This window comes from Streptomyces sp. NPDC002403, assembly GCF_053593015.1.
The window spans coordinates 115157-138810 of the sequence record NZ_JBSFBQ010000010.1 but is presented as its reverse complement, the minus strand read 5'-3'; the positions used below and the strand labels follow the sequence as shown (position 1 = coordinate 138810).

At 71.7% G+C, this 23654-nt stretch carries 21 protein-coding genes; 8 read left to right on the top strand and 13 right to left on the bottom strand.

Going from position 1 to position 23654, the window contains the following annotated elements; genetic code table 11:
* Window positions 1-3 precede the first annotated feature (3 nt).
* Entirely contained in the window at window positions 4-1551 is a 1548-nt protein-coding gene (locus tag ACWCPY_RS14760) for an MFS transporter (RefSeq protein WP_451264948.1), read from the bottom strand.
* Window positions 1552-1844: 293 nt separating this feature from the next.
* On the opposite strand from ACWCPY_RS14760, the gene ACWCPY_RS14755 reads away from it, so the two are divergent.
* Window positions 1845-2837, top strand: coding sequence for an Lrp/AsnC family transcriptional regulator (locus ACWCPY_RS14755; RefSeq protein WP_451264847.1), 993 nt, complete (start codon window positions 1845-1847; stop codon window positions 2835-2837).
* A gap of 43 nt (window positions 2838-2880) precedes the next feature.
* Here ACWCPY_RS14755 and ACWCPY_RS14750 read toward each other — a convergent pair whose 3' ends face one another.
* Window positions 2881-4356, bottom strand: coding sequence for an MFS transporter (locus ACWCPY_RS14750; protein WP_451264845.1), 1476 nt, complete (start codon window positions 4354-4356; stop codon window positions 2881-2883).
* Between the two features lie 83 nt (window positions 4357-4439).
* Here ACWCPY_RS14750 and ACWCPY_RS14745 point away from each other — a divergent pair, with 83 nt between their 5' ends.
* Window positions 4440-4961: a MarR family winged helix-turn-helix transcriptional regulator gene (locus ACWCPY_RS14745; protein WP_451264843.1), complete on the top strand. Its 522-nt coding sequence runs from the start codon at window positions 4440-4442 to the stop codon at window positions 4959-4961.
* Window positions 4962-4979: 18 nt separating this feature from the next.
* Here the strand turns inward: ACWCPY_RS14745 and ACWCPY_RS14740 are convergent, their stop codons facing one another.
* The 5 genes from ACWCPY_RS14740 to ACWCPY_RS14720 all read right to left on the bottom strand — a co-directional run bounded on the left by ACWCPY_RS14740 (window position 4980) and on the right by ACWCPY_RS14720 (window position 9612).
* Window positions 4980-5780 (bottom strand): SDR family NAD(P)-dependent oxidoreductase, encoded by an 801-nt coding sequence (locus ACWCPY_RS14740; RefSeq protein WP_451264841.1) that lies wholly within the window; start codon window positions 5778-5780, stop codon window positions 4980-4982.
* A complete protein-coding gene (locus ACWCPY_RS14735; RefSeq protein ID WP_451264946.1) occupies window positions 5777-6940 on the bottom strand; it encodes a serine hydrolase domain-containing protein in 1164 nt (387 codons plus the stop codon). Before ACWCPY_RS14735 ends, ACWCPY_RS14740 begins: the two co-directional genes overlap by 4 nt.
* A gap of 77 nt (window positions 6941-7017) precedes the next feature.
* Complete coding sequence (locus ACWCPY_RS14730; protein ID WP_451264839.1) at window positions 7018-7794, bottom strand: energy-coupling factor ABC transporter ATP-binding protein; 777 nt, start codon at window positions 7792-7794, stop codon at window positions 7018-7020.
* The gene (gene cbiQ / locus ACWCPY_RS14725) at window positions 7791-8552 is read right to left on the bottom strand and encodes a cobalt ECF transporter T component CbiQ (protein WP_451264837.1); all 762 of its coding nucleotides are present in this window, start codon (window positions 8550-8552) and stop codon (window positions 7791-7793) included. Before cbiQ ends, ACWCPY_RS14730 begins: the two co-directional genes overlap by 4 nt.
* A gap of 1 nt (window position 8553) precedes the next feature.
* Window positions 8554-9612 (bottom strand): energy-coupling factor ABC transporter permease, encoded by a 1059-nt coding sequence (locus ACWCPY_RS14720; RefSeq protein ID WP_451264835.1) that lies wholly within the window; start codon window positions 9610-9612, stop codon window positions 8554-8556.
* Between the two features lie 181 nt (window positions 9613-9793).
* Here ACWCPY_RS14720 and ACWCPY_RS14715 point away from each other — a divergent pair, with 181 nt between their 5' ends.
* Complete coding sequence (locus tag ACWCPY_RS14715) at window positions 9794-10156, top strand: SsgA family sporulation/cell division regulator (RefSeq protein WP_451264833.1); 363 nt, start codon at window positions 9794-9796, stop codon at window positions 10154-10156.
* 207 nt (window positions 10157-10363) lie between these two features.
* Here the strand turns inward: ACWCPY_RS14715 and ACWCPY_RS14710 are convergent, their stop codons facing one another.
* Both ACWCPY_RS14710 and ACWCPY_RS14705 read right to left on the bottom strand, forming a co-directional pair.
* On the bottom strand, window positions 10364-12598 hold the full coding sequence (locus ACWCPY_RS14710; RefSeq protein WP_451264831.1) for an MMPL family transporter: 2235 nt from the start codon (window positions 12596-12598) through the stop codon (window positions 10364-10366).
* A gap of 136 nt (window positions 12599-12734) precedes the next feature.
* Entirely contained in the window at window positions 12735-13307 is a 573-nt protein-coding gene (locus ACWCPY_RS14705; protein ID WP_451264829.1) for a TetR/AcrR family transcriptional regulator, read from the bottom strand.
* A gap of 190 nt (window positions 13308-13497) precedes the next feature.
* Between ACWCPY_RS14705 and ACWCPY_RS14700 the strand changes: the two genes are divergently transcribed.
* Complete coding sequence (locus ACWCPY_RS14700; RefSeq protein ID WP_451264827.1) at window positions 13498-16788, top strand: S41 family peptidase; 3291 nt, start codon at window positions 13498-13500, stop codon at window positions 16786-16788.
* A 55-nt stretch (window positions 16789-16843) separates the two neighbouring features.
* On the opposite strand, the gene ACWCPY_RS14695 is transcribed toward ACWCPY_RS14700, so the two are convergent.
* Together ACWCPY_RS14695 and ACWCPY_RS14690 are read right to left on the bottom strand one after the other, a co-directional pair.
* Window positions 16844-17314: an ATP-binding protein gene (locus tag ACWCPY_RS14695; RefSeq protein WP_451264825.1), complete on the bottom strand. Its 471-nt coding sequence runs from the start codon at window positions 17312-17314 to the stop codon at window positions 16844-16846.
* A complete protein-coding gene (locus ACWCPY_RS14690; RefSeq protein WP_451264824.1) occupies window positions 17311-17532 on the bottom strand; it encodes a hypothetical protein in 222 nt (73 codons plus the stop codon). Before ACWCPY_RS14690 ends, ACWCPY_RS14695 begins: the two co-directional genes overlap by 4 nt.
* A 117-nt stretch (window positions 17533-17649) precedes the next feature.
* Between ACWCPY_RS14690 and ACWCPY_RS14685 the strand changes: the two genes are divergently transcribed.
* Window positions 17650-18501: a helix-turn-helix domain-containing protein gene (locus ACWCPY_RS14685; protein ID WP_451264822.1), complete on the top strand. Its 852-nt coding sequence runs from the start codon at window positions 17650-17652 to the stop codon at window positions 18499-18501.
* On the top strand, window positions 18482-18754 hold the full coding sequence (locus ACWCPY_RS14680; protein WP_451264820.1) for a DUF397 domain-containing protein: 273 nt from the start codon (window positions 18482-18484) through the stop codon (window positions 18752-18754). The genes ACWCPY_RS14685 and ACWCPY_RS14680 overlap by 20 nt, the downstream gene beginning before the upstream one ends.
* A gap of 30 nt (window positions 18755-18784) precedes the next feature.
* On the opposite strand, the gene ACWCPY_RS14675 is transcribed toward ACWCPY_RS14680, so the two are convergent.
* Complete coding sequence (locus tag ACWCPY_RS14675; protein ID WP_451264818.1) at window positions 18785-19432, bottom strand: TetR family transcriptional regulator; 648 nt, start codon at window positions 19430-19432, stop codon at window positions 18785-18787.
* A gap of 214 nt (window positions 19433-19646) precedes the next feature.
* Between ACWCPY_RS14675 and ACWCPY_RS14670 the strand changes: the two genes are divergently transcribed.
* Together ACWCPY_RS14670 and ACWCPY_RS14665 are read left to right on the top strand one after the other, a co-directional pair.
* A complete protein-coding gene (locus tag ACWCPY_RS14670) occupies window positions 19647-21047 on the top strand; it encodes a lipase family protein (RefSeq protein ID WP_451264816.1) in 1401 nt (466 codons plus the stop codon).
* Between the two features lie 314 nt (window positions 21048-21361).
* The gene (locus tag ACWCPY_RS14665; RefSeq protein WP_451264814.1) at window positions 21362-22075 is read left to right on the top strand and encodes a chitinase; all 714 of its coding nucleotides are present in this window, start codon (window positions 21362-21364) and stop codon (window positions 22073-22075) included.
* 54 nt (window positions 22076-22129) lie between these two features.
* Here the strand turns inward: ACWCPY_RS14665 and ACWCPY_RS14660 are convergent, their stop codons facing one another.
* Window positions 22130-23638: a S8 family serine peptidase gene (locus ACWCPY_RS14660; protein WP_451264812.1), complete on the bottom strand. Its 1509-nt coding sequence runs from the start codon at window positions 23636-23638 to the stop codon at window positions 22130-22132.
* Window positions 23639-23654 lie beyond the last annotated feature (16 nt).

The following is a 23654-nucleotide window of genomic DNA, read 5'->3' as shown; positions in this document are numbered from 1 at the left end:
CGCTCAGTTCGCCGGGACCGGCGCCAGGCGGGCCGGCGGTTCCTCGGTGGCCGGGGCCGCAGGGGCCGCCGGGGCCGTCGGCCCGGTGGCCGGGCGCAGGAGCACGGCGCAGGCGAGGGCGGCCAGCAGGGCGAGCGAGGCCGAGACGGTCAGGCACAGCCGCATGCCGTCGAGGAAGGAGTCGCCCAGGGCGGTCAGGGCCGGTCCGGTGGCGGCGTCCAGGTCGAGCCCGGCCACGGCGCCGAGTCCCTGCTCGCGGGCGGTGTCGAGGACGCGGGCCCCGGCCTCGGCGGGCACCCCCGCGCCGGCGAGGCGGCCGGGCAGCGCGTCCAGGGCCCGGGTGGTCAGCAGGGCGCCGAGCACGGCGGGGCCGAGGGCTCCACCGACCTGGCGGAAGGCGTTGTTCCCGGCGGCGGCCATCCCGGCCAGGTGGTACGGGACGGAGGACACCGCGGAGGCGGTCATCGGGGTGAGCACGGCGCCCATGCCGAGGCCCAGCAGGGCCAGCCGCCAGACGATCGAGCCGTAGGAGGTGTGGGCGTCGACGCCGGTCAGCGACAGCATCGCGCCCGCCGCGACGACCAGGCCCGCCGTGATCAGGACCCGGGCGGAGACCCGGTGCATCAGGCGTCCGACGGGTGCGCCGGCGACGAGGGCCACCCCGGACACCGTCACCATCCGCAGCGCCGCCTCGATCGTGGTCAGGTGCTGGACCATGCCGAAGTAGAGACTCAGCACGAAGAAGAAGCCGATCAGCCCGAGGAAGCTGATCATGGCGACCAGGGCGGTGGCGGTGAAGGCCGGGCTGCGGAACAGCGCCAGGTCGAGCATCGGGCTCGCGCTGCGGCGCTCCACGGCGACGAACACGGCCGCGGATATCGCGCCGAGCACCAGGGCCGTCACCACGGCGGGCTCGCCGAAGCCGTCGGCGCCGCCCTCGATCACGCCGTAGACGACCGCGGTGACCGCGACGGCCGCACTGATCTGTCCGGGCCAGTCGAGCCGGCGGCCGTGCGGGGCGCGCGAGTCGGGCAGCAGGAACGCCGCGACGACCAGCACGATCAGGGAGACCGGCACGGGCAGGAGGAAGATCCAGCGCCACGCGACGTGCTCCAGCAGCGCACCCGCGATCAGCGGGCCCACGGCGAGCGAGGCCATCAGGGACATGGCCCACAGGCCGATGAACCTGCCCCGTTCCCGGTGGTCGGGGGCCGCGTGGCTGATCAGCGCCAGCGTCGTGGGCAGCAGCGCCGCCGCCCCCAGCCCGGAGACGGCCTGCCCGGCCCACAGGGCCTGCACCGAGTCCGAGGACAGCGAGATCGCCGCGCCCAGCGCACAGAAGGCCATGCCCGCCTGGAAGACCCGCTTGCGGCCGTGGACGTCGCCCCACACCCCGGTGGTCAGGATCAGCGCGGCCATCGGCAGCACGAAGGCGTCCGAGACCCAGGACAGCTGGGACGTGGAGGCGCCCAGGGCCCGCTGGACGGCCGGCAGGCTCACCGACACGGTGGTCACGGGGAGGTAGGCGACGAAGACGCCCAGGCAGGCCATGACGAGCGTGACGCCCCGCCCTGATCTGTCCTGTGTCGTTGCGGAATTCACGAAGAGGTTCCTTCTGCTGCGGGGGTGGGTGCCGCGCGGGGCACCGGCTGCGATGTGAGCACCGCCGTCCGGCGTGCGCCCGCTCCCGGGTGATCCGGCGTACCACCGCGTTCCGCGCGGTCCGCCGGATCACCCGCAAAGCCGTCGACCAGCTTCGCCCCGACCGTCGATGAATCCCCAAGCGATCCCGGCGAACGTCATGGAACCTCCGGATTTAGGACAACCTATGTGACCATTCATCCATGCCTGACGATCTGGACCGCAAAATCATCCATGGGCTGAACTGCTCACCACGGGTCTCCTTCCGCCGCCTCAGCGAGGTCGTCGGGGTGTCCGAGCAGACCGTGGCGCGCCGCTACGGCGCCCTGCGCCGCGGCGGCGTCGTCCGCGTCGTCGGGCTGAGCAGCCCCGCCGCCCACGGCCGGTCCGAGTGGATCGCGCGGCTGCGCTGCCGCCCGGACGCCGTGGGGCCGCTCGCGGATTCCCTGGCCCGCAGGCCGGAGGTCGCGTACACGAGCATCGCGTCGGGCGGTTCGGAGATCATCTGCATCATCCGTTCGCCCGCCGGGACCGCCGGCGACGACGTGCTGCTGCGGCGGCTTCCCCGGGCGGCCTCGGTCCTCGACCTGAACGTCGATCTTCTCGTCCACGCCTTCGGTTCCCCGGACACGGCCGGCTGGACCGGGCGGGAGGGCTCGCTCACCGACGAGCAGGTGCGGTTGCTGACCGCGGAGCGCCCCGTCCCCGCCGGGCCCCCGCTCACCCCGACCGAGGAGGACCGCCCGCTCCTCGAAGCGCTGGCGGAGGACGGCCGCGCCTCCCACACCCGGCTCGCGGAGGCCACCGGCTGGTCCAAGCCGCGGGTGGCCCGTCGGCTGGAGGCCCTCGAAGCGACCGGCTCGCTGGTCTACGACATCGACGCCGTGCCCGAACGCCTCGGCTACGAGCTCAACGCCACCCTCTGGCTCCAGGTCGACCTGCCCCGGCTCCAGGAGATCGGCGAGGAGCTCAGCGGGCACGACGAGTGCGCCTTCGCCGCCGCCATCAGCGGCAAGCACAACATCATGGCCGTGGTCATCTGCAAGGACACCCCGGACTTCTACCGCTACCTCAGCGGCCGCTTCGCCCGTACCGAGGGCATCAGGGGCTACGAGATCAGTGTGCGCGTGCGCCGTCTCAAGCAGGCCGCCTCCCTCGTCCTCAACGGGCGGCTCGTCCACCCCGCGCTCGCCTGACCCGGGCGCGGGGCGGACCGGGCCCGTATCGGTCGGGACGCGCTCAGGCCACGGCCCGCCGTGGCTCGTCGTCGGCGCCCTCGCCCGCCGTGAACTCCTCGCCCTCCGGCCGCCCCTTCTTCGGGAGCAGGAAGGTCATGGCCAGGAACGCGACCAGCAGACAGGACTGCGCGATCAGCGCGTGCCGGAAGCCGGACGCGAAGTCGCCGCTCCTGGCGTCGGCGAAGAACACGGAGCCGAAGACGGCCACCCCGATCGAGCCGCCGATCGACTGGACCGCGGAGAGCACGCCGGAGGCGGAGCCGATCTCGTGGTCGTCGACGGCCGCGAGGATGAAGCCGAACAGCGCCGCGATGACCATGCCCGCGCCGATGCCCGAGACGACGACGCCGGGGGCGATGTCCCAGATGGAGAACGAGCCGCCCGGGCGGCCGAGTTCGTAACCGAGCAGGGCGGCACCGGCGAGCTGGACGAGCGGGCCGATCTGGAGGACCGCGCGGCCGATCCGGTCCGCGAGCACGGCTCCGCCGACCGCGCCGCCGATGGCGGTCCCCACGGCGAGCGGGAGGTTGCCGAGGCCCGCCTCGCCCGCGGTGAAGTGCCGCCCGATCTGGAGGTAGAGGGTCAGTACGAGCTGGGTGCCGACCAGTCCGGCGAAGAACAGGGCGATGCCTCCGAGCCCCACGGTGAAGGCGGGCTTGCGCAGCAGCGCGGGGGTGACCAGCGGTTCGCGCCCCTTGGCCGCGGTGCTCCGCTGCCGGAGCGCGAAGGCGCCGAATCCGATGACGGAGCCCGCCATGCAGAGCCAGGTCCACAGCGGCCACCCGGCCTCCTGGCCCTGGTTCAGCGGCAGGACGAGCAGCGCGCAGGACAGCGCCACCAGGGCGGCGCCCACCGTGTCGACGACCACCGTGCGGTCGCCCGGCCGCCGGGGGACGAATTTCGCGGCGACGGCCAGGGCGGCGATGCCGATGGGCAGGTTGACCAGGAAGACCAGCCGCCAGCCCAGACCGAGGAAGTCGCCCTGGATCAGGCCGCCGCCCAGGACGGGCCCGATGATGCCGCCGAGCCCCAGGACGGGTCCGAAGATGCCGAAGACCTTGGTGAGTTCGGCGCCGGAGAAGTTCTCCCGCAGCAGCCCGAGCCCCTGGGGCAGGAGCATCGCCCCCGCGGTGCCCTGGAGCAGCCGGAAGGCGATCAGGGACCCGATGTCCGGCGCGCAGGCGCACAGCAGTGAGGTGGCGGTGAACGAGGCGAGGCCGATCAGAAACATCCGGCGCCGCCCGTAGCGGTCGCCGAGCCGTCCGCCGAGGATCAGACCGGCGCCCAGCGTGAGGGCGTATCCGCCGATCACCCACTGGAGCCCGACCGGGCCGGCGCCCAGCGACCGCTCCAGTTCGGGCCCGGCCACATTGACGATCGACGCGTCCAGCAGATCCATGATCTCCGCGACGAGCATCACCGCCAGGATCAGCCACCGCCACCGGTAGGGCGGCGCGGCGGTCGGGTCGGCACTCATTTTACCTCTACTCATTGGTTACCAATTAACTCACCAATAAACTTACCAATACTCTTAGCAATATTGAGCGTATCCTGAGCCCCATGGATGTCAAACCGACCGCCGTCGCCCCCGCCGGGACCCCGGCCGAAGCCCCCGCCGAGGCTTTCGCCGACGCCCCCTCCGGTGCCCAGGCCGACGACGGTGCCATCCGTGAGCAGCTGCGGAATCTGACCCTGCGCCAGCAGCGGTTCGAGCGCCATCTGGGCCGTCGGCTGCGGGTGGACGCGGCCGGGCTCGCCGTGATGGACCATCTCGTGAACGTCGGGCCGACCACCCCCACCGACCTCGCCCGCCGGCTGGACGCGTCGACGGCCGCGACGACGCTGGTGATCGACCGGCTCGTGGCCGCCGGGCACGCCCGGCGGGAGCCCCACCCGACCGACCGGCGCAAGGTGATCGTGGCCCCCGCCGAGCACTGGGAGGCCATGGCGTACGAGCACGTGGCCCCGGTCATCCAGGGCGTCACCGAGGCCGCGGCCGACCTCTCCCCGCAGGACCGGGCCGTGGTGGCGGCGTTCCTGCGGCGAGTGGTCGGCGTCTACGACGGGGCGACCGGCCGCTGACCGAGCACGGCCGAGGGTCTACTCCCCCGAAATCGCGTCCCGGAAGCCGTAGTTGACCGCCGTCAGCCCGCCGTCCACGCGGAGCGTCGTCCCCGTGATCCAGGCCGCGTCGCGCGAGGCGAGGAAGGCGACGGCGGAGGCGATGTCCTCCGGCTCGCCGACCCGGCCGAGCGGGTAGAGGCCGCTCACCCGGGAGAGTTCGGCGTCCCGGCCCGCCCAGGCGTCCGTGCGGATCGTGCCGGGCGCGACGAGGTTGACGCGTACGCCGCGCGGTCCCGCGTGACCCGCGAGGGTGCGGGTGAGGCTGGCCAGGCCCGCCTTGGCGGCGCTGTAGCCGTGGTTGCCGAAGTCCTGTTCGCCGTTGACCGAGCCGATGTTGACGATCGCGCCCCGCCCGGAGGCCACCAGGTGCGGCAGGGCGGCGCGGGCGCAGCGGTAGGGGCCGGTGAGGGTGATGTCCAGGTCGCGCTGCCAGGCCTCGTCGGGCTCGTCCTCGAAGAGCGGGGCGTCGGTGGTGCAGGCGTACGCGTTGTTGACCAGCACGTCGAGGGAGCCGAAGGCGGCGACCGCGTGGGCCACCGCCGCCTCGACGGCCGCCCGGTCGGCCACGTCGCAGAGCAGCGCCTCGGCGGCCCCGCCCGTCCCGCGTATCGCCTCGGCCGTCCGTTCGGCACGGTCCCCGTCCAGGTCGGTGACCAGGACGCGCGCGCCCTCCGAGGCCAGCCGGCGGGCCGTGGCCGCGCCGATGCCCTGGCCTGCTCCGGTGATGAGCACGCCATATCCGTCGAACCGTGAACCAGCGATGCGATGAGGAGTCATAGCGCCGACCGTACTGCCCTGACCAGGGCCTGGGCACGGGGATCGGCGGTTACTCCCTTCTGCAGACCGTTCGTCACATAGCCGAGCGCGATGCCGGATTCGGGGTCGGCGAAGCCGAGCGAGCCGCCCCGGCCGGGGTGGCCGAACGAGCCGGGCGCGAGCAGCGGGGCCGCCGGACCGTGCAGCATGTAGCCGAGGCCGAACCGGGTGTTGACGACCAGGACCCGGTCCGGGCCCGCCGACTCCTCGGTGCGGGCGAGGGTGAGGGTGGCCGGGGCGAACAGGCGGTGGCCGTCGACCGGGCCGATCATCGCGGCGTAGCAGCGGGCCAGCGCGCGGGCGGTGGCGATGCCGTTGGAGGCGGGGAGTTCGGCCGCCCGGTAGCCGGGGTCGTTCTCGTCGGGAAGCGGGTCGATGGCGCCGAAGGCGCGGCGGGTGAGGGACTGCGGGTCGCGGTACGCCTCGACGACGGACCGCTTGGGCCGCACCCGCAGGATGCCGCTGTCGCCCGTGGCGGCGGGCGGTTCCACGGGGCCGATGCGACCGATGCGGTGGGCCTCGTCGGCCGGGAGGCCGAACCAGAAGTCCAGGCCGAGCGGGCGGGCGATCTCCTCGGCGATCCAGCGGCCGACGGTGCGGCCGGTGACCCGGCGCACCAGTTCGCCGACGAGCCAGCTGTAGGTCTGGGCGTGGTAGCCGTGGTCGGTGCCGGGTTCCCACTGGGGCCGCTGGGCGGCGACGGCCTGCGGGCCGGAGATCCCGTCGGCCGCCTCGGAGGGGGTCAGCGGGCAGTCGAGCGCGGGGAGCCCGGCGCGGTGGGACAACAGGTGGCGCACGAGCACGCGTTCCTTGCCGGCCGCCTTGAACTCGGGCCAGTACGTGCCGACCGGGGCGTCGAGGTCGACCTGGCCGCGCTGGTGCAGCAGCAGCGGTACGGCGGCGGCGATGCCCTTGCCCGCCGAGCGGACGATCTGCACCGTGTCCACGGCCCATGGTTCGGTGCCGTCGACGTCTCTCGTCCCGGCCCAGAGGTCGACGACCTTCTGCCCGTCCCGGTAGACCGTGACGGCCGCGCCGCGTTCGCCGCGCTGCTCGAAGTTACGGATGAAGGCATCCCTGACCGGTTCGAATCCGGCCGCCACCGTGCCCCGTACGTCCACGCCTGCTCCTGCGCTCCCGCTCATCCCCCCATGGTGCATCCCGTCGCGGGTGGCAGGTGTGGCGGGTCACCTCATGTTCACAGGCGCGGAACATCCAGGGTGACGGAGCGCGGGTCGAAGCCGAAGGGCAGCTCCAGGCGGTGGGCGCGCATCAGCTTCTCGTCGCAGAGCAGGTCCTGCGTGCGGTCGTCGGCGGCGATGACGCCCTCGCTGAGGATCACCGCGCGCGGGCAGAGCTCCAGGGCGTACGGCAGGTCGTGCGTGACCATGAGCACGGTGACGTCCAGGGACCGCAGGATGTCGGCGAGTTCGCGCCGCGAGGCCGGGTCCAGGTTGGAGGACGGCTCGTCCAGGACGAGGATCTCCGGCCGCATGGCGAGAACGGTGGCGACGGCGACGCGGCGGCGCTGGCCGAAGGAGAGGTGATGCGGCGGCCGGTTCGCGTACTCCTCCATGCCGACCTGCTTCAGGGCCTCGGTGACGCGCTCCTCCAGTTCGGCGCCGCGCAGCCCGGAGGCGGCGGGGCCGAAGGCGACGTCCTCGCGGACGGTGGGCATGAAGAGCTGGTCGTCGGGGTCCTGGAAGACGATGCCGACCCGGCGGCGGATCTCGGCGAGGTTGCGCTTCTCGACGGGGAGGCCCGCGACCCGGACACGGCCCGCGCCGGCGTCGAGGATGCCGTTGAGGTGGAGCACGAGGGTGGTCTTGCCGGCGCCGTTGGGGCCGAGCAGGGCGACCCGCTCGCCCCGGCCGACCGTGAGGTCCACCCCGAAGAGCGCCTGGTGGCCGTCGGGGTAGGCGTAGGCGAGGCCGCTGACTTCCAGGGACGGCGCGGGGGCGGTGGGCTGACTCATAGGGACCATCCCAGCAGACAGATCGCGAGGGCGAGCACGGGGAGTACGGCGGCGTGGGCCCACTGGGTACGGGAGGCCGTCACCTCGTCGATGACCGGCATGGAACCGGCGTAGCCGCGGCTGACCATGGCGAGGTGGACGCGTTCGCCGCGCTCGTACGACCTGATGAAGAGCGCGCCCGCCGATTTGGCCAGGACACCCCACTGGCGTACGCCGCGCGCCTCGAAGCCCCGGGAGCGGCGGGCGATCGACATCCGGCGCATCTCGTCGGTGATCACATCGCCGTACCGGATCATGAAGGAGGCGATCTGGACGAGCAGCGGCGGCAGCTTGAGCCGCTGGAGGCCGAGCAGCAGCGAGCGCAGTTCGGTGGTGGAGGCGAGGAGTACGGACGCGGCGACGCCGAGGGTGCCCTTGGCGAGGACGTTCCAGGCGCCCCAGAGGCCGGGGACGCTGACGGAGAGGCCGAGGACATGGGTCTGCTCGCCGGGCACCACGAACGGCATGAGCACCGCGAACGCGACGAACGGCACCTCGATGAGCAGCCGCTTGAGCAGGAAGCCCGCCGGGATGCGGGCGACCGCGGTGACCGCGCCGAGCAGCACCGCGTACAGCCCGAACGCCCACACCGACTCGCGGGGCGTCGAGACGACGACCACGACGAAGCAGAAGGCGGCGGCGATCTTGCAGTGCGGCGGCAGGTCGTGGACGGGCGAGTGGCCGTGCCGGTAGAGCTTGTGTGCGTGACCCGCGCCCATGTCAGACGGATTCCGTGTGGCGCGTGGTGTCCGTGGGGGTGTCCGGCGTACGGCGGCGGCGGACCACGTAGAAGACTCCGCTGCCGACCACGATCGTGGCGCCGACGCCGATCACTCCGGCGAGGCCGCCGGAGATCCGGGCATTGGAGATGTCCTTGACGCCGTAGTCGGCGAGCGGGGAGTCCTTGGACGCGTGCTCCTCGGTCTTCTTGTCGATGCCCTGGTCGGCGGCGACCTTCTCCAGCCCGTCGGGGTTGGCGGAGGCGTAGTAGGAGACGAAGCCCGCCAGGACGAGGGCGGTGACCAGGCCGGTGGCCCAGATCCCCCGGTGGGAGCGGGCGGCGACCGGGGCGGCCGGCCGCGGGGCGGGGGCGTCGACGAGTTCGCCGTCGATCCGGAGCTTGAGCGAGGAGGTGAGCCCGCGGGCGCCGTGGACCAGGTCGGGGCGCACCGCGATGACGGCGCCGACGGTCAGCGCGGTGATCACGGCCTCGCCGATGCCGATCAGGACGTGGACCCCGACCATCGCGGTGAAGACCTTGCCGATCGGGATGTCGGTGGTGCCGCCGATCCAGTAGATCAGCGTGAAGGCGCAGGCCGCGGCCGGTACGGAGACCAGGGCGGCGGCGAAGGACGCGGCGGTCACGGAGCGGCGGGTCTTCGGCAGCACCTTGAGCAGCCCGCGGAAGAGGGCGTACGCGACGACGGTGGTGGTGATGCCCATGTCGAGCACGTTGACGCCGAGCGCGGTGAGGCCGCCGTCGGCGAAGAGGATGCCCTGCATGAGCAGGACGACGGTGACGCAGAGCACGCCGGTGTACGGCCCGACCAGGATCGCCGCCAGCGCCCCGCCCAGCAGGTGCCCGCTGGTGCCGGCCGCGACCGGGAAGTTCAGCATCTGCACGGCGAAGATGAACGCGGCGACGAGACCGGCGAGCGGCGCGGTGCGCTCGTCCAGTTCGCGCCGGGCGCCCCGCAGGCTGACGGCGACCGCACCGGCCGCGACGACTCCGGCTGCGGCGGAGACGGGCGCGTCGATGAATCCGTCGGGTACATGCATGTGGGGGGCTCCGCTTCCTGCGGTCCTGCGTTGCTGCGGACGATGTCGTGAACCGCTCAATGATAGGACCTTGTTGCGAACCCTTCGCAAGAGCGACTGCGTCACAACTGTTGATCGCCCCGTTTGCGGAAAATATGGGACATTGGATGGCGAAGCAGCACACACAGGAGGAGTCGTTTCCATGCCCCCCGTGATCCATGAACAGGCGGATGCCTGGCTCGTCAACGACACCCCCGACCTCCCGGCCGTCCCGGTCGACCTGCTGTACGACGCGGACAAGGACCCGCGGACCGTCCACGTCGCCTTCCCCGGCGGCGACGAGTGGGCGTTCGGCCGCGATCTGCTGGAGGGCGGGCTGCGCGCCCCCACCGAGCGCGGCGGCGTCCGCGTCTGGCCCTGCGGACGGACGCAGCTGGTCGTGGAGGTCCATTCGAAGGAGGGCGTGGAGGTGGTGCAGTTCGACAGCGCGCCGCTGATCCGCTTCCTGCACCGCACGCACACGGACGGGGGCGCCAGACCCGCGCCCGACGCGACTCCCGCGTGACCGGCCCCACTCGACCGGCCCATTCGGCCGGCCCCGCGTGACGCGCCCGTCCCCGCCGCACGACAGAAGCCCCCGCTCGCACGGGGGCTTCCTCATGTGCCCCGGTCCCCCGTCCCCACAGGTAACCGGCGCGTCCGGGGCCGCGCTCCGCTCAGGCGCGGCCCCGGAGGCCCTTCCACGGCTCCGACGGGCCCTGGGCCCCGCGGCTCAGACCCGGGTCAGCTCGCGCTCGTCCCCGGCGTCGCCGCGGGGCGTCTCGTCGAGCTGCCCGCGCAGCCCCTCGCCCTCCACGTCCACGTTCGGCAGGATCCGGTCCAGCCAGCGCGGCAGCGACCAGGCGCGGTGGCCGAGCAGGGCCAGCACCGCGGGCACGATCGCCATCCGGACCACGAACGCGTCGAAGAAGACGGCGATGGCGAGCGAGAAGCCGATCATCTTGATCATCTGCTCGCTGGAGCCGATGAAGCCGGAGAAGACCGCCATCATGATCACGGCCGCGGCCGTGACGACCCGGGCGCCGTGCCGGAAGCCGGTGACGATCGCCTGGCCGGGCTTCTCGCCGTGGACGTACGCCTCGCGCATCCGGGTCACCAGGAAGACCTCGTAGTCCATCGCGAGGCCGAAGACCACGCCCACCATGAAGATCGGCATCATCGACATGATCGGACCGGTCTGCTCCACCCCGAAGAGCGAGCCGAGCCAGCCCCACTGGAAGACCGCGACGACCGCGCCCAGGGCCGCGACGACCGAGAGCAGGAAGCCCAGGGCCGCCTTCAGCGGCACCAGCACCGACCGGAAGACCACCATCAGCAGCAGGAAGGCGAGTCCGACCACGAGCGCCAGGTACGGCAGCAGCGCGTCGTTCATCTTCTGCGAGAAGTCGATGTTCATCGCGGTGGAGCCGGTGACCAGGACCTCGGCGCCGGTGTCGGACTTGATGTCCTTGCCCGCGTCACGGATCGAGTGGACCACGTTCTCCGTGTCGACGGAGCTCGGCCGGTCCTTGGGGACGACGGTGATCATCGCGGTGTCGCCGGCCTTGTTGAACTGGGCCGGGGTGACGGCGACGACGCCCTTCATGCCGGAGATCTCGTCGGAGACCCGCTGGGCGGCGGTCTTGCCGTCGGAGCTGTTCGCGGTGTCGACGACGACCATCAGCGGCCCGTTGAAGCCGGGGCCGAAGCCCTCGGAGAGCAGGTCGTAGGCGCGCCGCTGGGTGGTGCTGGTGGGCTGGGAGCCGTCGTCGGGCAGACCCATCTCCAGGGAGGCGGCCGGGACGGCGATCGTGCCGAGGCCGATGACGCCGACCAGCAGCACCCACACCGGCTTGCGCAGCACGAACCGCGCCCAGCGGGTGCCCATGTTCGGCTTGTCCTCGGCACGGGCCGGGCCCTCGGCGCCGCCCGGGGCCGCGGCGGCCTTGCGGGCCTTGCGTCCCATGACCCGCTTCCCGGCGAAGCCCATCATCGCCGGGACCAGGGTGAGCGCGATGAGGACGGCGATCGCGACCGTGCCGGCCGCGGCGAAGCCCATCTTCGACAGCATCGGGATGTTCACGACGGCGAGCCCGACCAGCGCGATGACAACGGTGAGACCGGCGAAGACGACCGCGGAGCCCGCCGTGCCGACGGCCCGTCCGGCCGCCTCCTCGCGCTCCCGGCCCTCGGCCAGCTCGGCCCGGTAGCGGGAGACGATGAACAGCGCGTAGTCGATGCCGACCGCGAGGCCGATCATCATCGCGAGGGTGGAGGTGGTGGAGCCCAGATCCAGTACGTTCGCCAGCGCGGTGATCGTCGAGACGCCGATGCCGACCCCGATCAGGGCGGTGAGCAGCGGCAGCCCGGCGGCGATCAGCGAGCCGAAGGTGATGACCAGCACCACCGCGGCGATGGCGACACCGATGATCTCGGTGGCTCCGGTCTCCGGCATCGCCTGGAGCGCGTCACCGCCGATCTCCACGGTCATCCCGCTCTTCTGCGCCGCGTGGCCCGCGTCCTCCAGGGCGTCCCGGGTCGCGTCGGTCAGCTCCATCGAGTTGACCTTGTAGGAGACCGAGACGTACGCGGTGGAGCCGTTCTTGCTGACGGCATCGGCCGTGTACGGGTCGGTGACCGAGGCGATCTGGTCGGAGCCGGACTTCAGCTCGCCGACGAGCTTGCGGACCTCGGCCCTGTTCGCCGGGTCGGTCATCTTCTCGTTGCCGGGGGCCTTGAAGACGACCCGGGCGCTCGCACCGTCGGCGCTGCCTCCGGGGAAGCGCTGTTCCAGCAGGTCGAAGGCGCGCTGCGCCTCCGTGCCCGGGATCGAGAAGGAGCTGGAGGTGGCGGTGGACGCGGAGGCCGCGCCGAATCCGGCGAGCGCCAGCAGTGCCACCCAGATCAGGGCGACATAGCCGCGGCGCCGGAAGGACAGCCGTCCGAGTTTGTAGAGGAATGTGGCCACGGAGAGGTACTCCCGGGTCAGGTCGTGGGTGGAAAAGGGCGTGAGGAACCGGCCCGACGACGAGAGCGGCGTGTCAGGTGGGGCTTGGGGAGGGGGCCGTGCGATGGGGACGGACCGCGCGGGGCGGTCCGGGGGGTCAGACTCCGAGAGCGGGGAGAATCACGGAGTCGACGTAATCGGTGAGGAACGCCTGGTCGACGGCGCGGTCATCGACCAGCTGCCGAGCAGTGAAGGCACCGACCAGCATGTGCGATACATATTTCAGCGCCGGGTTGTCCGGACGCAGTTCGCCCCGGTCCACGGCTCGGCGCACCAGCGTGTCGAGGCCGGTCATCTCCGGCTCGATCAGCAGCTCGCGCAGGGCCTGGAGCAGATCGGGATTGTCGTGGACGGCATGGGCCAGACCCCGCATCAGCGCGGAGTTCTTCTCCATCTGGCAGTCGTCGCTGCGGCTCAGTGCGGCGTGGAAGTCGCCACGCAGCGACCCGGTGTCGATCTCACCGAGGTTCATCGGCTTGTTGTGCCGCAGGGCCGTGACGACCAGCTCGGGCTTGCTCCCCCACTGGCGGTAGAGGGTGGCCTTGCTGGAACGGGTGCGAGCGGCGACGGCGTCCATGGTCAGGGCGTCGTAACCGACTTCGCGGAGCAGGTCGAGCACGGCTGCGAACAGCTCGCTCTCGCGCTCGGGCGTGAGCCGGGTGCGTGCCATGTCTCGACCTCCTGTTCGGGTACTCGTACTTCTACTGCTCGTACGCCAGTCAATCGAACGAAACTGTTTCGTACACATCGACGGTACCCCGCCCACCCAGCGAAACGGAATCGTTTCGCTTGTGTTCCGCACCACAGCCGCTCCCGCACCACGAGTTGCCGGGGCCCTTCCGCACGGAAAGCATTGAAGGGTGAGTGACGACGTCGCGTATCTCCGTTTCCCGCACCTCCACGACGACCTGCTCTGCTTCGCGGCCGAGGACGACCTCTGGGTCGCCCCCCTCGCGCCCGAGGGGGAGCGGCCCGGTCGCGCCTGGCGGCTGACCATCGACCGGACCCGGGTCAGCCACCCGCGCTTCTCCCCCGACGGCAGCCGGATCGCGTACACGAGCTGGCGCACGCTCGATCCCGAGATCCATCTCGCACCGGTCGACGGCGGCCCGGCCCGCCGGCTCACCTACTGGGGCTCGACGGACACCCGGGTCTGCGGCTGGACCCCCGACCCACCGGACGCCGCCCACATCCTCGCCGTGTCCTCGCACAGCCAGCCGTTCTCGCACATCTCCTGGGCCTACAGCGTCCCCACCGACGGCAGCCCCGGCGGCAAGCTGCCCTGGGGCCCGGTCTCCGACATCGCGGTCGCCGACATCGACGGCGAACGGCGCACCCTGCTCCTCACCGGCACGCCCCCGCACGAACCGGCCGCCTGGAAGCGGTACCGGGGCGGCGCGACCGGCCGGCTCTGGCTGCACGGCAAGCGGCTGCTGCCGGACATCGGCGGCCATCTCGCCTCACCGATGTTCGTGGGCGGCCGGATCGCGTTCCTCTCCGACCACGAGGGCGTCGGAAATCTCTACTCCTGCCGGCCCGACGGCACCGATCTGCGCCGCCACACCGACCACGACGCCTTCTACGCCCGGCACGCCTCCAGCGACGGGCACCGGATCGTCTACCAGTGCGCGGGCGACCTGTGGCTGGTCGACGACCTGGCCTCGCCGGACGCGGTGCCCCGGAAGCTGGAGGTCCGGCTCGGCGGGCCGCGCACCGGACGGCGCGTCCACCAGGTCCCGGCCGCCAGCAACATCGACTCGCTCTCCGTGGACGAGACGGGCCGGGCCAGCGCCGTCACCGTACGCGGCAGCCTGTACTGGCTCACCCACCGCGACGGCCCCGCCCGCACCATCGCCGACACCCCCGGGGTCCGGGTCCGGCTGCCCGAGATGCTCGGCAGCGGCGGCCAGGTCGCCTACGTGACGGACGCCGACGGCGAGGACGCGATCGAGATCGCCTACCTGCCGCGCGCCAGCGGCGACCGCGCACCGCGCCGGCTGGCCTCCGGACGGCTCGGCCGGGTCCACGAGCTGATCGCCGACCCCGACGGCGAGCGCCTCGCCATCGCGACCGACGACGGGCGGCTGCTGCTCCTGGACACCGACGAGGAGACCTCCACCGGCGAACCCACCGAGCTGATCCGCTCCATCAACGGCCCGGTCCGCGACCTGGCGTTCTCCCCCGACGGGGCCTGGCTGACCTGGTCGCACCCCGGCATCGGCCGCTCGCTGCGCCAGATCAAGCTGGCCCGCATCATGGGTACGGGCGCGCCCGTGATCGTCGATGTCACCAACGGCCGCTTCGAGGACGAGAACCCCGTCTTCACGGGTGACGGGCGCTATCTCGCCTTCCTCTCCTGGCGCGGCTTCGACCCGGTGTACGACGTCCACACCGGCGACCTCTCCTTCCCGCTGGGCTGCCGCCCGTACCTGGTGCCGCTCTCGTCCGCCACGCCCTCCCCGTTCGCCCTGTCCCCTGAGGGGCGCCCGGCGGCGGGCGGGCTCGACCCGGCCGACGACATCCCCGACGCGGGTACGGGCGAGGGGCCCTCGACGGTCACCGTCGAGTTCGAGGGCCTGGAGAACCGGGTGACGCCCTTCCCGGTCTCCGCCTCCAAGTACTCGGCGCTGCACCCGGTGAGCGGCGGCGGGCTGGTCTGGCTGCGCTGGCCGATCTCCGGCGCGCTCGGCGAGACCTTCGCCAACCCGTCGGACATGTCGGGCCGCCCCACCCTCGAACACTTCAACATCGTCAAGGCCAGGAAGACCGAACTGGTCGGCCACCTCGACTGGTTCGCGGTCAGCGGCGACGCGAGCCGGCTGGTCGTCATGGACGAGGGCGAGCTGCGCGCCGTCCCCGCCACCGAGGTCGGCGACAGCGACTCGACGGTCTACCTCGACCTGCGCCGCATCCTGCACGAGGTCGACCCGGCGGCGGAGTGGCGGCAGGCGTACGAGGAGGGCGGCCGCATCATCCGCTCCTACTTCTGGGACCCGGACATGTGCGGCATCGACTGGACGGCCGTGCTCGACCAGTACCGCCCGCTGGTCGAACGGGTCGCCTCCCCCGACGAGTTCGCCGACCTGATGCGCGAGGTCCTCGGCGAACTGGGCACCTCGCACGCCTATGTGACCCCGGCCCGCCGCAACGAGGGCCCCCCGCACTACCAGCGGGCGATCGGCCTGCTCGGCGCGAACCTGGTGTGCCGGGACGGCGACTGGACGGTCCGGCGCATCCTGCCCGGCGACTCCTCCGACTCCAAGGCCCGCTCCCCGCTGGCCGGTACGGGCATCCGGGAGGGCGCGGTCCTCACCCATGTGGACGGACGCCCGGTCGACCCGGTCGCCGGCCCGTACCCCCTGCTCACCGCGGCGGGCGGCACCACCGTCGAGCTGACCTTCCGCCCGGCCGGGGGCGGGAGCCTCCCCCGCCGCGTCGCCGTCGTCCCCCTGGTCGACGAGAGGCCGCTGCGCTACCAGGACTGGGTCGCCAAACGCCGCGAGGTCGTACGGGAGTTGAGCGGCGGCAAGTGCGGCTACCTGCACATCCCCGACATGGGCGGATCGGGCTGGGCCCAGTTCAACCGGGACCTGCGCATGGAGGTGTCCCGGCCGGCCCTCATCGTCGACGTGCGCGGCAACGCGGGCGGCCACATCAGCGAGCTGGTGGTGGAGAAACTGACCCGCACCATCCTCGGCTGGGACCTGACCCGCAACGCCCAGCCGGTGTCGTACGCCTCCAACGCCCCGCGCGGCCCGGTGGTCGCCCTGGCCGACGAGGCGACCTCCTCCGACGGCGACATGATCACCGCCGCCTTCCGCCTGCTGAAGCTCGGCCCGGTCGTGGGCCAGCGGACCTGGGGCGGCGTCGTCGGCATGACCGGCCGGACCAGGCTCGGCGACGGCACGGTGATCACGGTGCCGATGAACGCGGCCTGGTTCGACACCTACGGCTGGTCCGTCGAGAACCACGGCGTCGAACCGGACCTGGAGGCGCTGCGCACCCCCCTCGACTGGGCGGAGGGCCGGTACGCGGTGCTGGACGACGCGGTACGGGTGGCCCTGGACCTGCTGGCCGCCCAGCCCGCGGCGGTCCCGCCGACGTACGACGACGTCCCGGACCGGCGGCGGCCGCCGCTGCCGCCGCGCTAGACCACGCCGAAGGCCGCCCTTCTCGCGGGCGCCTTCGCCACCCTCTCGGCGCCGCTCAGTCCGGAGCGGTGCGCGTCAGCAGAGGGCGATGCGGAACTTGGTCGTCCAGTCGACCGGGACCAGGCTCCGGCCCCGGGCACCCGCCCGGGGCCGGAGCCCGCAGTTCGCACCAGACGGTCTTCCCGTACGGCCCCTGCTCGACGCCCCATCGCAACGCCAGCGCATCGACGAGCGCCAGCCCCCGCCCCGACTCGTCGCCACCGGACGCGGTGCGCAGTGCGGGCCAGGCGCACGGCTCGGGGTCGCTCAGTTCGACCCGGACCCTGCCGGTACGCGTAGCGCTGACCCGCAGCGTGACCGGCGTCCCCTCGCCGAGATGCACGATCACATTGGTCAGCAACTCGCTGACGCAGAGCAGCAGATCGGGGGAGTCCGCACCACCGCACCGCTCGCGCAGGGTGTGCCGCATCTCCGGTACGGCCTTCGGCACGGCGAGCAGATCCACCGTGAACGGCAGCACAGTCATCCCCCGGCCGCCGAACGCAGCACCTCGGCCATCCGGCGCGCGGTCGCCAGATTGCAGTTCCCGAGCGAGACCAGCGGCGGCCGGGTCCACCGCGCGGCGAAGGTCAGCGGTTCGACACCGAGCGAAGGCAGGGTGATGTCGTGCGCGGCGAGCGCGGCACGGAGCTCGTCGATGTCCGGGCCGATGTCGTGGCCGGTGAGGCCGTACGTGTCGTCCATGGGGGGAAGTCCACCTTTCGTTGCTGACTGTGACGAACGCCTCACAGGCTGCCGCACGGGCCTCTACCGTGAAAGGACTTCTCGCTCCACAAGGCACAGCGCGAAAGGCGGTCGACAGTGGCCACACGCAAGGAGATCGACGGCTCGGCGGGGGTACCGCAGTTCTACGGCAAGGAACTCCGCTTCAAGCGGGAGGAAGCGGGCCTGACCCTGGAGAAGCTGGTGGACGGCAGCTTCTACGGCATCACGTACCTGAGCGAGATCGAACACGGCCACCGCCGGATGCCCGAGGAACTGGCCCGGCACGTGGACCGGGTGCTGGGGACGGACGGGTTCTTCGGTCGGCGGTGCGGGGACGTACGGAAGGCCAAGCGTGGTGCGCATGCCGCTTCCTTCGCCCCGGTGGTGGAAGCGGAGACCCGAGCCCGAGCCATCGATCAGTGGTCCGGCACTCTCATCCCCGGGCTGCTACAGACCAGGCCGTACGCACACGCCGTCATTCGCTTTACGCACCCCCTGGACGCACCGGAGGACATCGAGGCGAAGATCGTCGCCCGATTGGAGCGAGCCCGTCTCTTCGACGACCTCGGGAAGCCCGAGTACTGGGTCGTCCTGCACGAGGCCCTGGTGCGCCACTCCATCGTTTCACCCGAGGAAATGGCGGAACAACTGGAGCACATCGCCGCCCTCGCGCGGCGCAATCGCGTCGTTACGCAGATCCTTCCGTGGAACGGCCCGACCCGCCCCTTCACCGAGCTGCCACTGCTCTTCATGAACTTCGACGACGAAGCGCCGCTGCTCTACACCGAGGGCCCGTACCACGGCCAGACCATCGATGATCCGTCCCTCGTGATGCAGTACCGCAAGGCATACGATCGGCTGAGGGCCGCCGCCTTGCCGCCGGAGGTGTCCCTCGACCTGATCGAGAAGGCGGCTGAGGAGTACCGGAATGGCCAGCATCGGTCTTGATCTCCACCTGGCTACGTGGCGCAAGAGCAGCTACAGCAACGGGAGTGGCGGCGACTGCCTTGAAGTCGCCCAGGAGTTCGCCCGCTGGCGCAAGAGCAGCCACAGCAACACCTCGGGCGGCGACTGCCTCGAAGTCGCGGACGGCCACCGAGACCTCGTCCCCGTCCGCGACTCCAAGCGCCCCGAAGGACCCGTGCTCGTCATCCCCGCGTCGGCCTGGACGCCGTTCGTCGAGGACGTCAAGGCGTCCTGACCGCGGGGCAGTCCGGCGGGGACCGGCGCGTCAGTAGGGCAGCCCCTCGGAAGCCGCGCGCAGTGCAGCGATGAGGCAGGTGGCGATTTCGCTCCCCGCCGCCTCGGGATCCTCCGCGTACCGGCGGGCGAAGTCCTCCGATGCCGCGCGCAGTGCGCCGTTGAAGGTCGCCGCGTGCACCTTGATCCGGAGGTCGTCGGCGCTGGCGCCGGAGCGCTGGGCGAGGAGTTGTCCGAGGACGGGCAGCGCGTCGTCGTGGGCCTGGAGCCAGACGGCGCGCAGTGCCGGGTCGGTGGTGGTCATGCGGATCAGGTCGAGGATGGCCGGGGCCCCGGCGGGCAGCTCGCCGACGCGTAGGGATTGCGTGACGAAGTCCAGCAGGCCGATGTCCGCCGGCCAGTGACGCAGTCGGTCCATGGCGAACTCAAGCCCTGCGGAGAGCAGCGGCAGTACGCAGCTCTCCTTGGTGGGGAAATGGCGCCACAGGGTGCGGGAGGAGATGCCCACGGCCTGGGCGATCTGCTCGCCCGTCGTGCCGGTGACGCCCTGTGAGGCGAACAGTCGGACGGCCTCACCGGCGATCTCGAAGCGGAGAGCCGCCTTGCGTCGCTCGGCGAGCGACGGCCTGACGTCTGCCCGAACTGCCTGCCTGTGTACTGCGGATGGCGCATCGCCCACCCTCGCCCCCGCTCTCCGTTCCTGCTGCCGCAGCATAGCGAGCCATTCGGAAATGGCGCATGCCGACGTCTTGTCACTCACTGACACGCAGACTTACGCTCCAGTAAGTGACTTGCGAGTAACAGTGCTGATTCTCCCGGCACTTGGCGTGCGCGGCCGTACCGGACGAGCTCAGGCGACATCGATCACCCCAACGACGAACGAGGAGCCCACCATGAGCCGCACGAAGACCCGTTCTCGTTCCACCCCCACTCCCGCCCCCTCCCCGGCAACCGGCCGTGGCGCCGGGGCCGGCCTGCGCCTGCTGGCCGGTGTGGTCGTCGCCGGCACCGTCTGCGCCGGCCTCTCGGCCGTACCGGCCACCGCCGCCACGGCGGAACCCGTCGTCTCCCGCGGGGTGACCATCCCCGCCTTCTACACCCCGCCCGCCGAACTGCCCTCGGCCAACGGGGCGTTGATCCGTACCGAGGCCATGCCGCTCGGGCTGAGCATCCCCGGCCTGGACGGCCGCCCGATGCCGGGCACCGCGACCCGCCTGATGTACAGGTCCACCGACTCGGCCGGAGCGCCCGTGGCCGTGACCGGTGCCTACATCGAGCCCTCGGCCACCTGGAAGGGCACCGGGCCGCGCCCCCTGGTCGCGGTGGCTTCGGGCACCATGGGCCAGGGCGACCAGTGCGCGCCGTCCTTCGCCCTGCAGAACCCGCTCACCCTCAACGGCGAGACGATGTCCGTGGGCTACGAGGCCCTGTCGATCTACCGGCTCCTGTCGACCGGGGCCGCGGTCGTCGTGACCGACTACGTCGGCCTCGGCACCACCGACCGCCTGCACACCTACGTCAACCGCGTCGACGAGGCGCACGCCCTGCTGGACGCGGCCCGCGCCGCCCGCGCCGTACCCGGCGCGTCGGTCACCGCGGCTTCGAGAACCGGTCTCTACGGATACAGCCAGGGCGGCGGTGCCAGTGCGGCGGCCGCCGAACTCCAGCCCTCCTACGCGCCCGACGTCCCGCTCTCCGGAACGTACTCCGGCGCGCCTCCGGCGGACCTGACCTCGGTCATGAAGGGGATAGACGGCAGCGCGCTCGCCGGCGCGCTGGCCTGGTCGGTCAGCGGCTTCGCCCAGGCCGACCCCGACCTGCGGGCGGTTGTCGACGCGAACATCAACGCCACCGGGAAGGCCGCCCTGGCGGACGCGTCGACCATGTGCGTCGGCGACGCACTGTTCGGCTACGGCTTCACCAGGAGCAGCAAGTGGACCATCAGCGGCAAGTCCCTCGGCGACATCATCGCCGCCGACCCCCGTGCGAAGGCGGCCCTGGACAAGCAGCGCATCGGCACGCTCAAGCCTGCCGGACCCGTGCGGCTGGCCACCGGCGTCCAGGACGACATCGTGCCCCACTCCCAGGCCCGCAAGCTCGCCGTCGACTGGTGCAACAAGGGCGCCGACGTCACCTACGACGCCATCGTGCTGCCGAACCTCGGCGACAAGATCCTCACCAACCACCTCGTCCCGCTCATCACCGACCAGGGCGACGCCATCTCCTGGCTGACCGACCGCCTCTCCGGCAAGGCCGCCACCTCCAACTGCTGGTCCATGCCCATCCAGCCCTGACCCCACCACCCCCGCACGAATCGGCCCCGCACGAATCCGCCCGCACGAATCCGCCCCGTACGAATCCGCCGCGTCCACCGGAGCAGTACCCCCGGTGGACGCGGCATGGGCCGGGCGGCCCCCCTCGGCGCCCCGTCACATCGGCCTGAATGCCGGTGCGTTGACCCCTTTCTCGTCAGCCTGGTGATCGTGCGTGATCCGAGTGGGTGACTTCCGGGTCTTCCAGGCATTTCCTCAGGCAGTCGGCGATCACGATGACTTCGTTGCTTCACATCTGAAGCACTTGTCCGCCGACTGCCGAACCGAGGAAAACGATGAAGCTCTCCCGCACCCTGTCGATGCTGGCCTCAACGGCTGTTCTGGGCACCCTCTCCGTGGCCGGGCAGGCGGCACCGGCCGCCGCCGACTCCTTCGTGGTCAGCGAAGCCCAGTTCAACCAGATGTTCCCGGGCCGGAATTCCTTCTACACCTACAGCGGCCTGGTCGACGCCCTGAGCGCCTACCCGCAGTTCGCCGCCACGGGCGACGGCGGCACCCGCAAGCGCGAGGCGGCGGCCTTCCTCGCCAACGTCAGCCACGAAACGGGCGGACTGAAGTACGTCGTCGAGCAGAACACCGCCAACTACTCGCACTACTGCGACGCTTCGCAGCCCTACGGCTGCCCGGCCGGGCAGGCCGCGTACTACGGGCGCGGGCCGTTGCAGCTGAGCTGGAACTTCAACTACAAGGCCGCGGGCGACGCCCTGCACATCGACCTGCTGAACGACCCGTACCAGGTGGAGAGGAACCCGGCTGTCGCCTGGAAGACCGGGCTGTGGTTCTGGGACACGCAGTCGGGCGCCGGGTCGATGACCCCGCACGACGCCATGGTCAACAGCAGGGGCTTCGGCGAGACCATCCGCAGCATCAACGGCGCCCTGGAGTGCGACGGCAAGAACCCGGACGAACGCAACGACCGGATCAACCTGTACAAGCAGTACGTCGGCGTCCTGGGCACCGACGTCGGCGGCGGCAACCTCTCCTGCTGAGAGGCCGACCGGCACGGAGCGGGAAGCCGGACGAGCGGGCACCGGACGAGGCGCTCACTTCGTCACGGCGTTCAACGCGTTCACGATCCCCCGCCCGTAGAACCCGTTGTGGTTCCTCGGCCCCTTGCACACGGCGTCGATCCTGCCGTCGGAGTCGAAATCGTACGGATCCGTGCACGGCGTGGTGTCGGCCCCGGAGTACAGCAGGGCCTTCACCTCGCCGGCGGTGGCGTGCGGATGCGTCGACTTGATGAGGGCGGCCACCCCCGCGACGTGCGGGGACGCCATCGACGTGCCCATCGTGTAGGCCCACTTGCCGCCGGGCATCGTGCCGAGGATCCGGCCATCGGTGGCCGGCGCGGGCGGAGACTGGTAGAGGTCGCCTCCGGGCGCGGCGACGTCCACGACGTGCCGACCGTAGTTGGAGAACGACGACTTGACGCCCTTCGCACCGGTCGCGGCCACGGTCACCACACCGGGCAACTGGGTCGGTATGTCCAGGCACTTGTGCGGGTCGATCACGCGGTCCCCCGGCGTGCCGTCGTCCGGTGAGGCGGGGTCGGTGAGGGAGTCCGCGTCCAGGTCGCGGCTCTCGTTGCCCGCGGCCGCGACGTTGACCGTGCCCTTGCGCTCCGCGTACTGCGAGGCCCGGGTGATGGCGTCGACGAGTGCCCTCTGGTCCGGGTCGTCGAGGCAGTTGAATTTCCAGGGGTCGGTGTAATAGCTGTTGTTGGTGACGTCCACATGGTGTTCGGCCGCCCAGACGAAGCCGCAGACCACGGCCTCGGCGTAGATGTAGTCCGCCGGGGTGGCCACCTTGATGCCGGAGACCCGCACGCCGGGCGCGACGCCGGTCATGCCGATGCCGTTCTTGGCTGCCGCGATCTCACCCGCGACATGCGTGCCGTGGGCGGCGCCCTCCGACGCGCCGGGCCGCCAGGCCCCGTCCGCGGTGTCCGGCTTGCCCGAGACGCAGCTGACGGACGCCTCACGGTCGAAGTTCGGGGCGAGGTCGGGATGGGTGTCGTCCACTCCGGTGTCGATGACGGCGACCGTGACGTCGCGGCTGCCGAGCGTCTTCTCGTGCGCCTTGTCCGCCTTGATGGCGGGCAGGTCCCACTGCGTCGGTTCCAGGGGGTCCTGGCCCTCGGCCGCCTGAGCGCTCGCGACTTCCCGGGCACTGAGGACCCGCGTCGCGCCGGCCTCGGTCGTGGACTGCGCGGCAAGGGGCTCGTTGCGGGTGGCGCCGGCCGACCGCACGCCCGGAACCTTGCGGATGGTCCGGGCGAAGTCGGGGTTCGAGGAGTGGACGACGATCACACCGATCCGGTCGTACGAGATCACGATGGTGCCGCCCGCCTCGCCGACGGCCTTCTTCACCGTCGTGGACGGGCGCTTTCCGGCAGTGACGTTGACGACGTAGCTGAGGGAGGTCGTGTCGGCGGTCGGGGCCGCCCCGGCCGCCGACGCCGTGACGTCGGGCAGGAGGGCGAGGGTGGTCGCCACGGCCATCCCCAGCGGAAGGGCGAGGAGGCGATGGGAGCGCATGCGCGGCGCTGTCATAGAGGTCTCCAGTCGG

Coding starts and splice junctions, on each gene's coding strand:
- ACWCPY_RS14760 (WP_451264948.1), bottom strand. CDS start 1,551: ATGGCCTGCCTGGGCGTCTTCGTCGCCTACCTCCCCGTGACCACCGTG.
- ACWCPY_RS14755 (WP_451264847.1), top strand. CDS start 1,845: ATGCCTGACGATCTGGACCGCAAAATCATCCATGGGCTGAACTGCTCA.
- ACWCPY_RS14750 (WP_451264845.1), bottom strand. CDS start 4,356: ATGAGTGCCGACCCGACCGCCGCGCCGCCCTACCGGTGGCGGTGGCTG.
- ACWCPY_RS14745 (WP_451264843.1), top strand. CDS start 4,440: ATGGATGTCAAACCGACCGCCGTCGCCCCCGCCGGGACCCCGGCCGAA.
- ACWCPY_RS14740 (WP_451264841.1), bottom strand. CDS start 5,780: ATGACTCCTCATCGCATCGCTGGTTCACGGTTCGACGGATATGGCGTG.
- ACWCPY_RS14730 (WP_451264839.1), bottom strand. CDS start 7,794: ATGAGTCAGCCCACCGCCCCCGCGCCGTCCCTGGAAGTCAGCGGCCTC.
- cbiQ (WP_451264837.1), bottom strand. CDS start 8,552: ATGGGCGCGGGTCACGCACACAAGCTCTACCGGCACGGCCACTCGCCC.
- ACWCPY_RS14720 (WP_451264835.1), bottom strand. CDS start 9,612: ATGCATGTACCCGACGGATTCATCGACGCGCCCGTCTCCGCCGCAGCC.
- ACWCPY_RS14715 (WP_451264833.1), top strand. CDS start 9,794: ATGCCCCCCGTGATCCATGAACAGGCGGATGCCTGGCTCGTCAACGAC.
- ACWCPY_RS14705 (WP_451264829.1), bottom strand. CDS start 13,307: ATGGCACGCACCCGGCTCACGCCCGAGCGCGAGAGCGAGCTGTTCGCA.
- ACWCPY_RS14695 (WP_451264825.1), bottom strand. CDS start 17,314: ATGACTGTGCTGCCGTTCACGGTGGATCTGCTCGCCGTGCCGAAGGCC.
- ACWCPY_RS14690 (WP_451264824.1), bottom strand. CDS start 17,532: ATGGACGACACGTACGGCCTCACCGGCCACGACATCGGCCCGGACATC.
- ACWCPY_RS14680 (WP_451264820.1), top strand. CDS start 18,482: ATGGCCAGCATCGGTCTTGATCTCCACCTGGCTACGTGGCGCAAGAGC.
- ACWCPY_RS14670 (WP_451264816.1), top strand. CDS start 19,647: ATGAGCCGCACGAAGACCCGTTCTCGTTCCACCCCCACTCCCGCCCCC.
- ACWCPY_RS14665 (WP_451264814.1), top strand. CDS start 21,362: ATGAAGCTCTCCCGCACCCTGTCGATGCTGGCCTCAACGGCTGTTCTG.
- ACWCPY_RS14660 (WP_451264812.1), bottom strand. CDS start 23,638: ATGACAGCGCCGCGCATGCGCTCCCATCGCCTCCTCGCCCTTCCGCTG.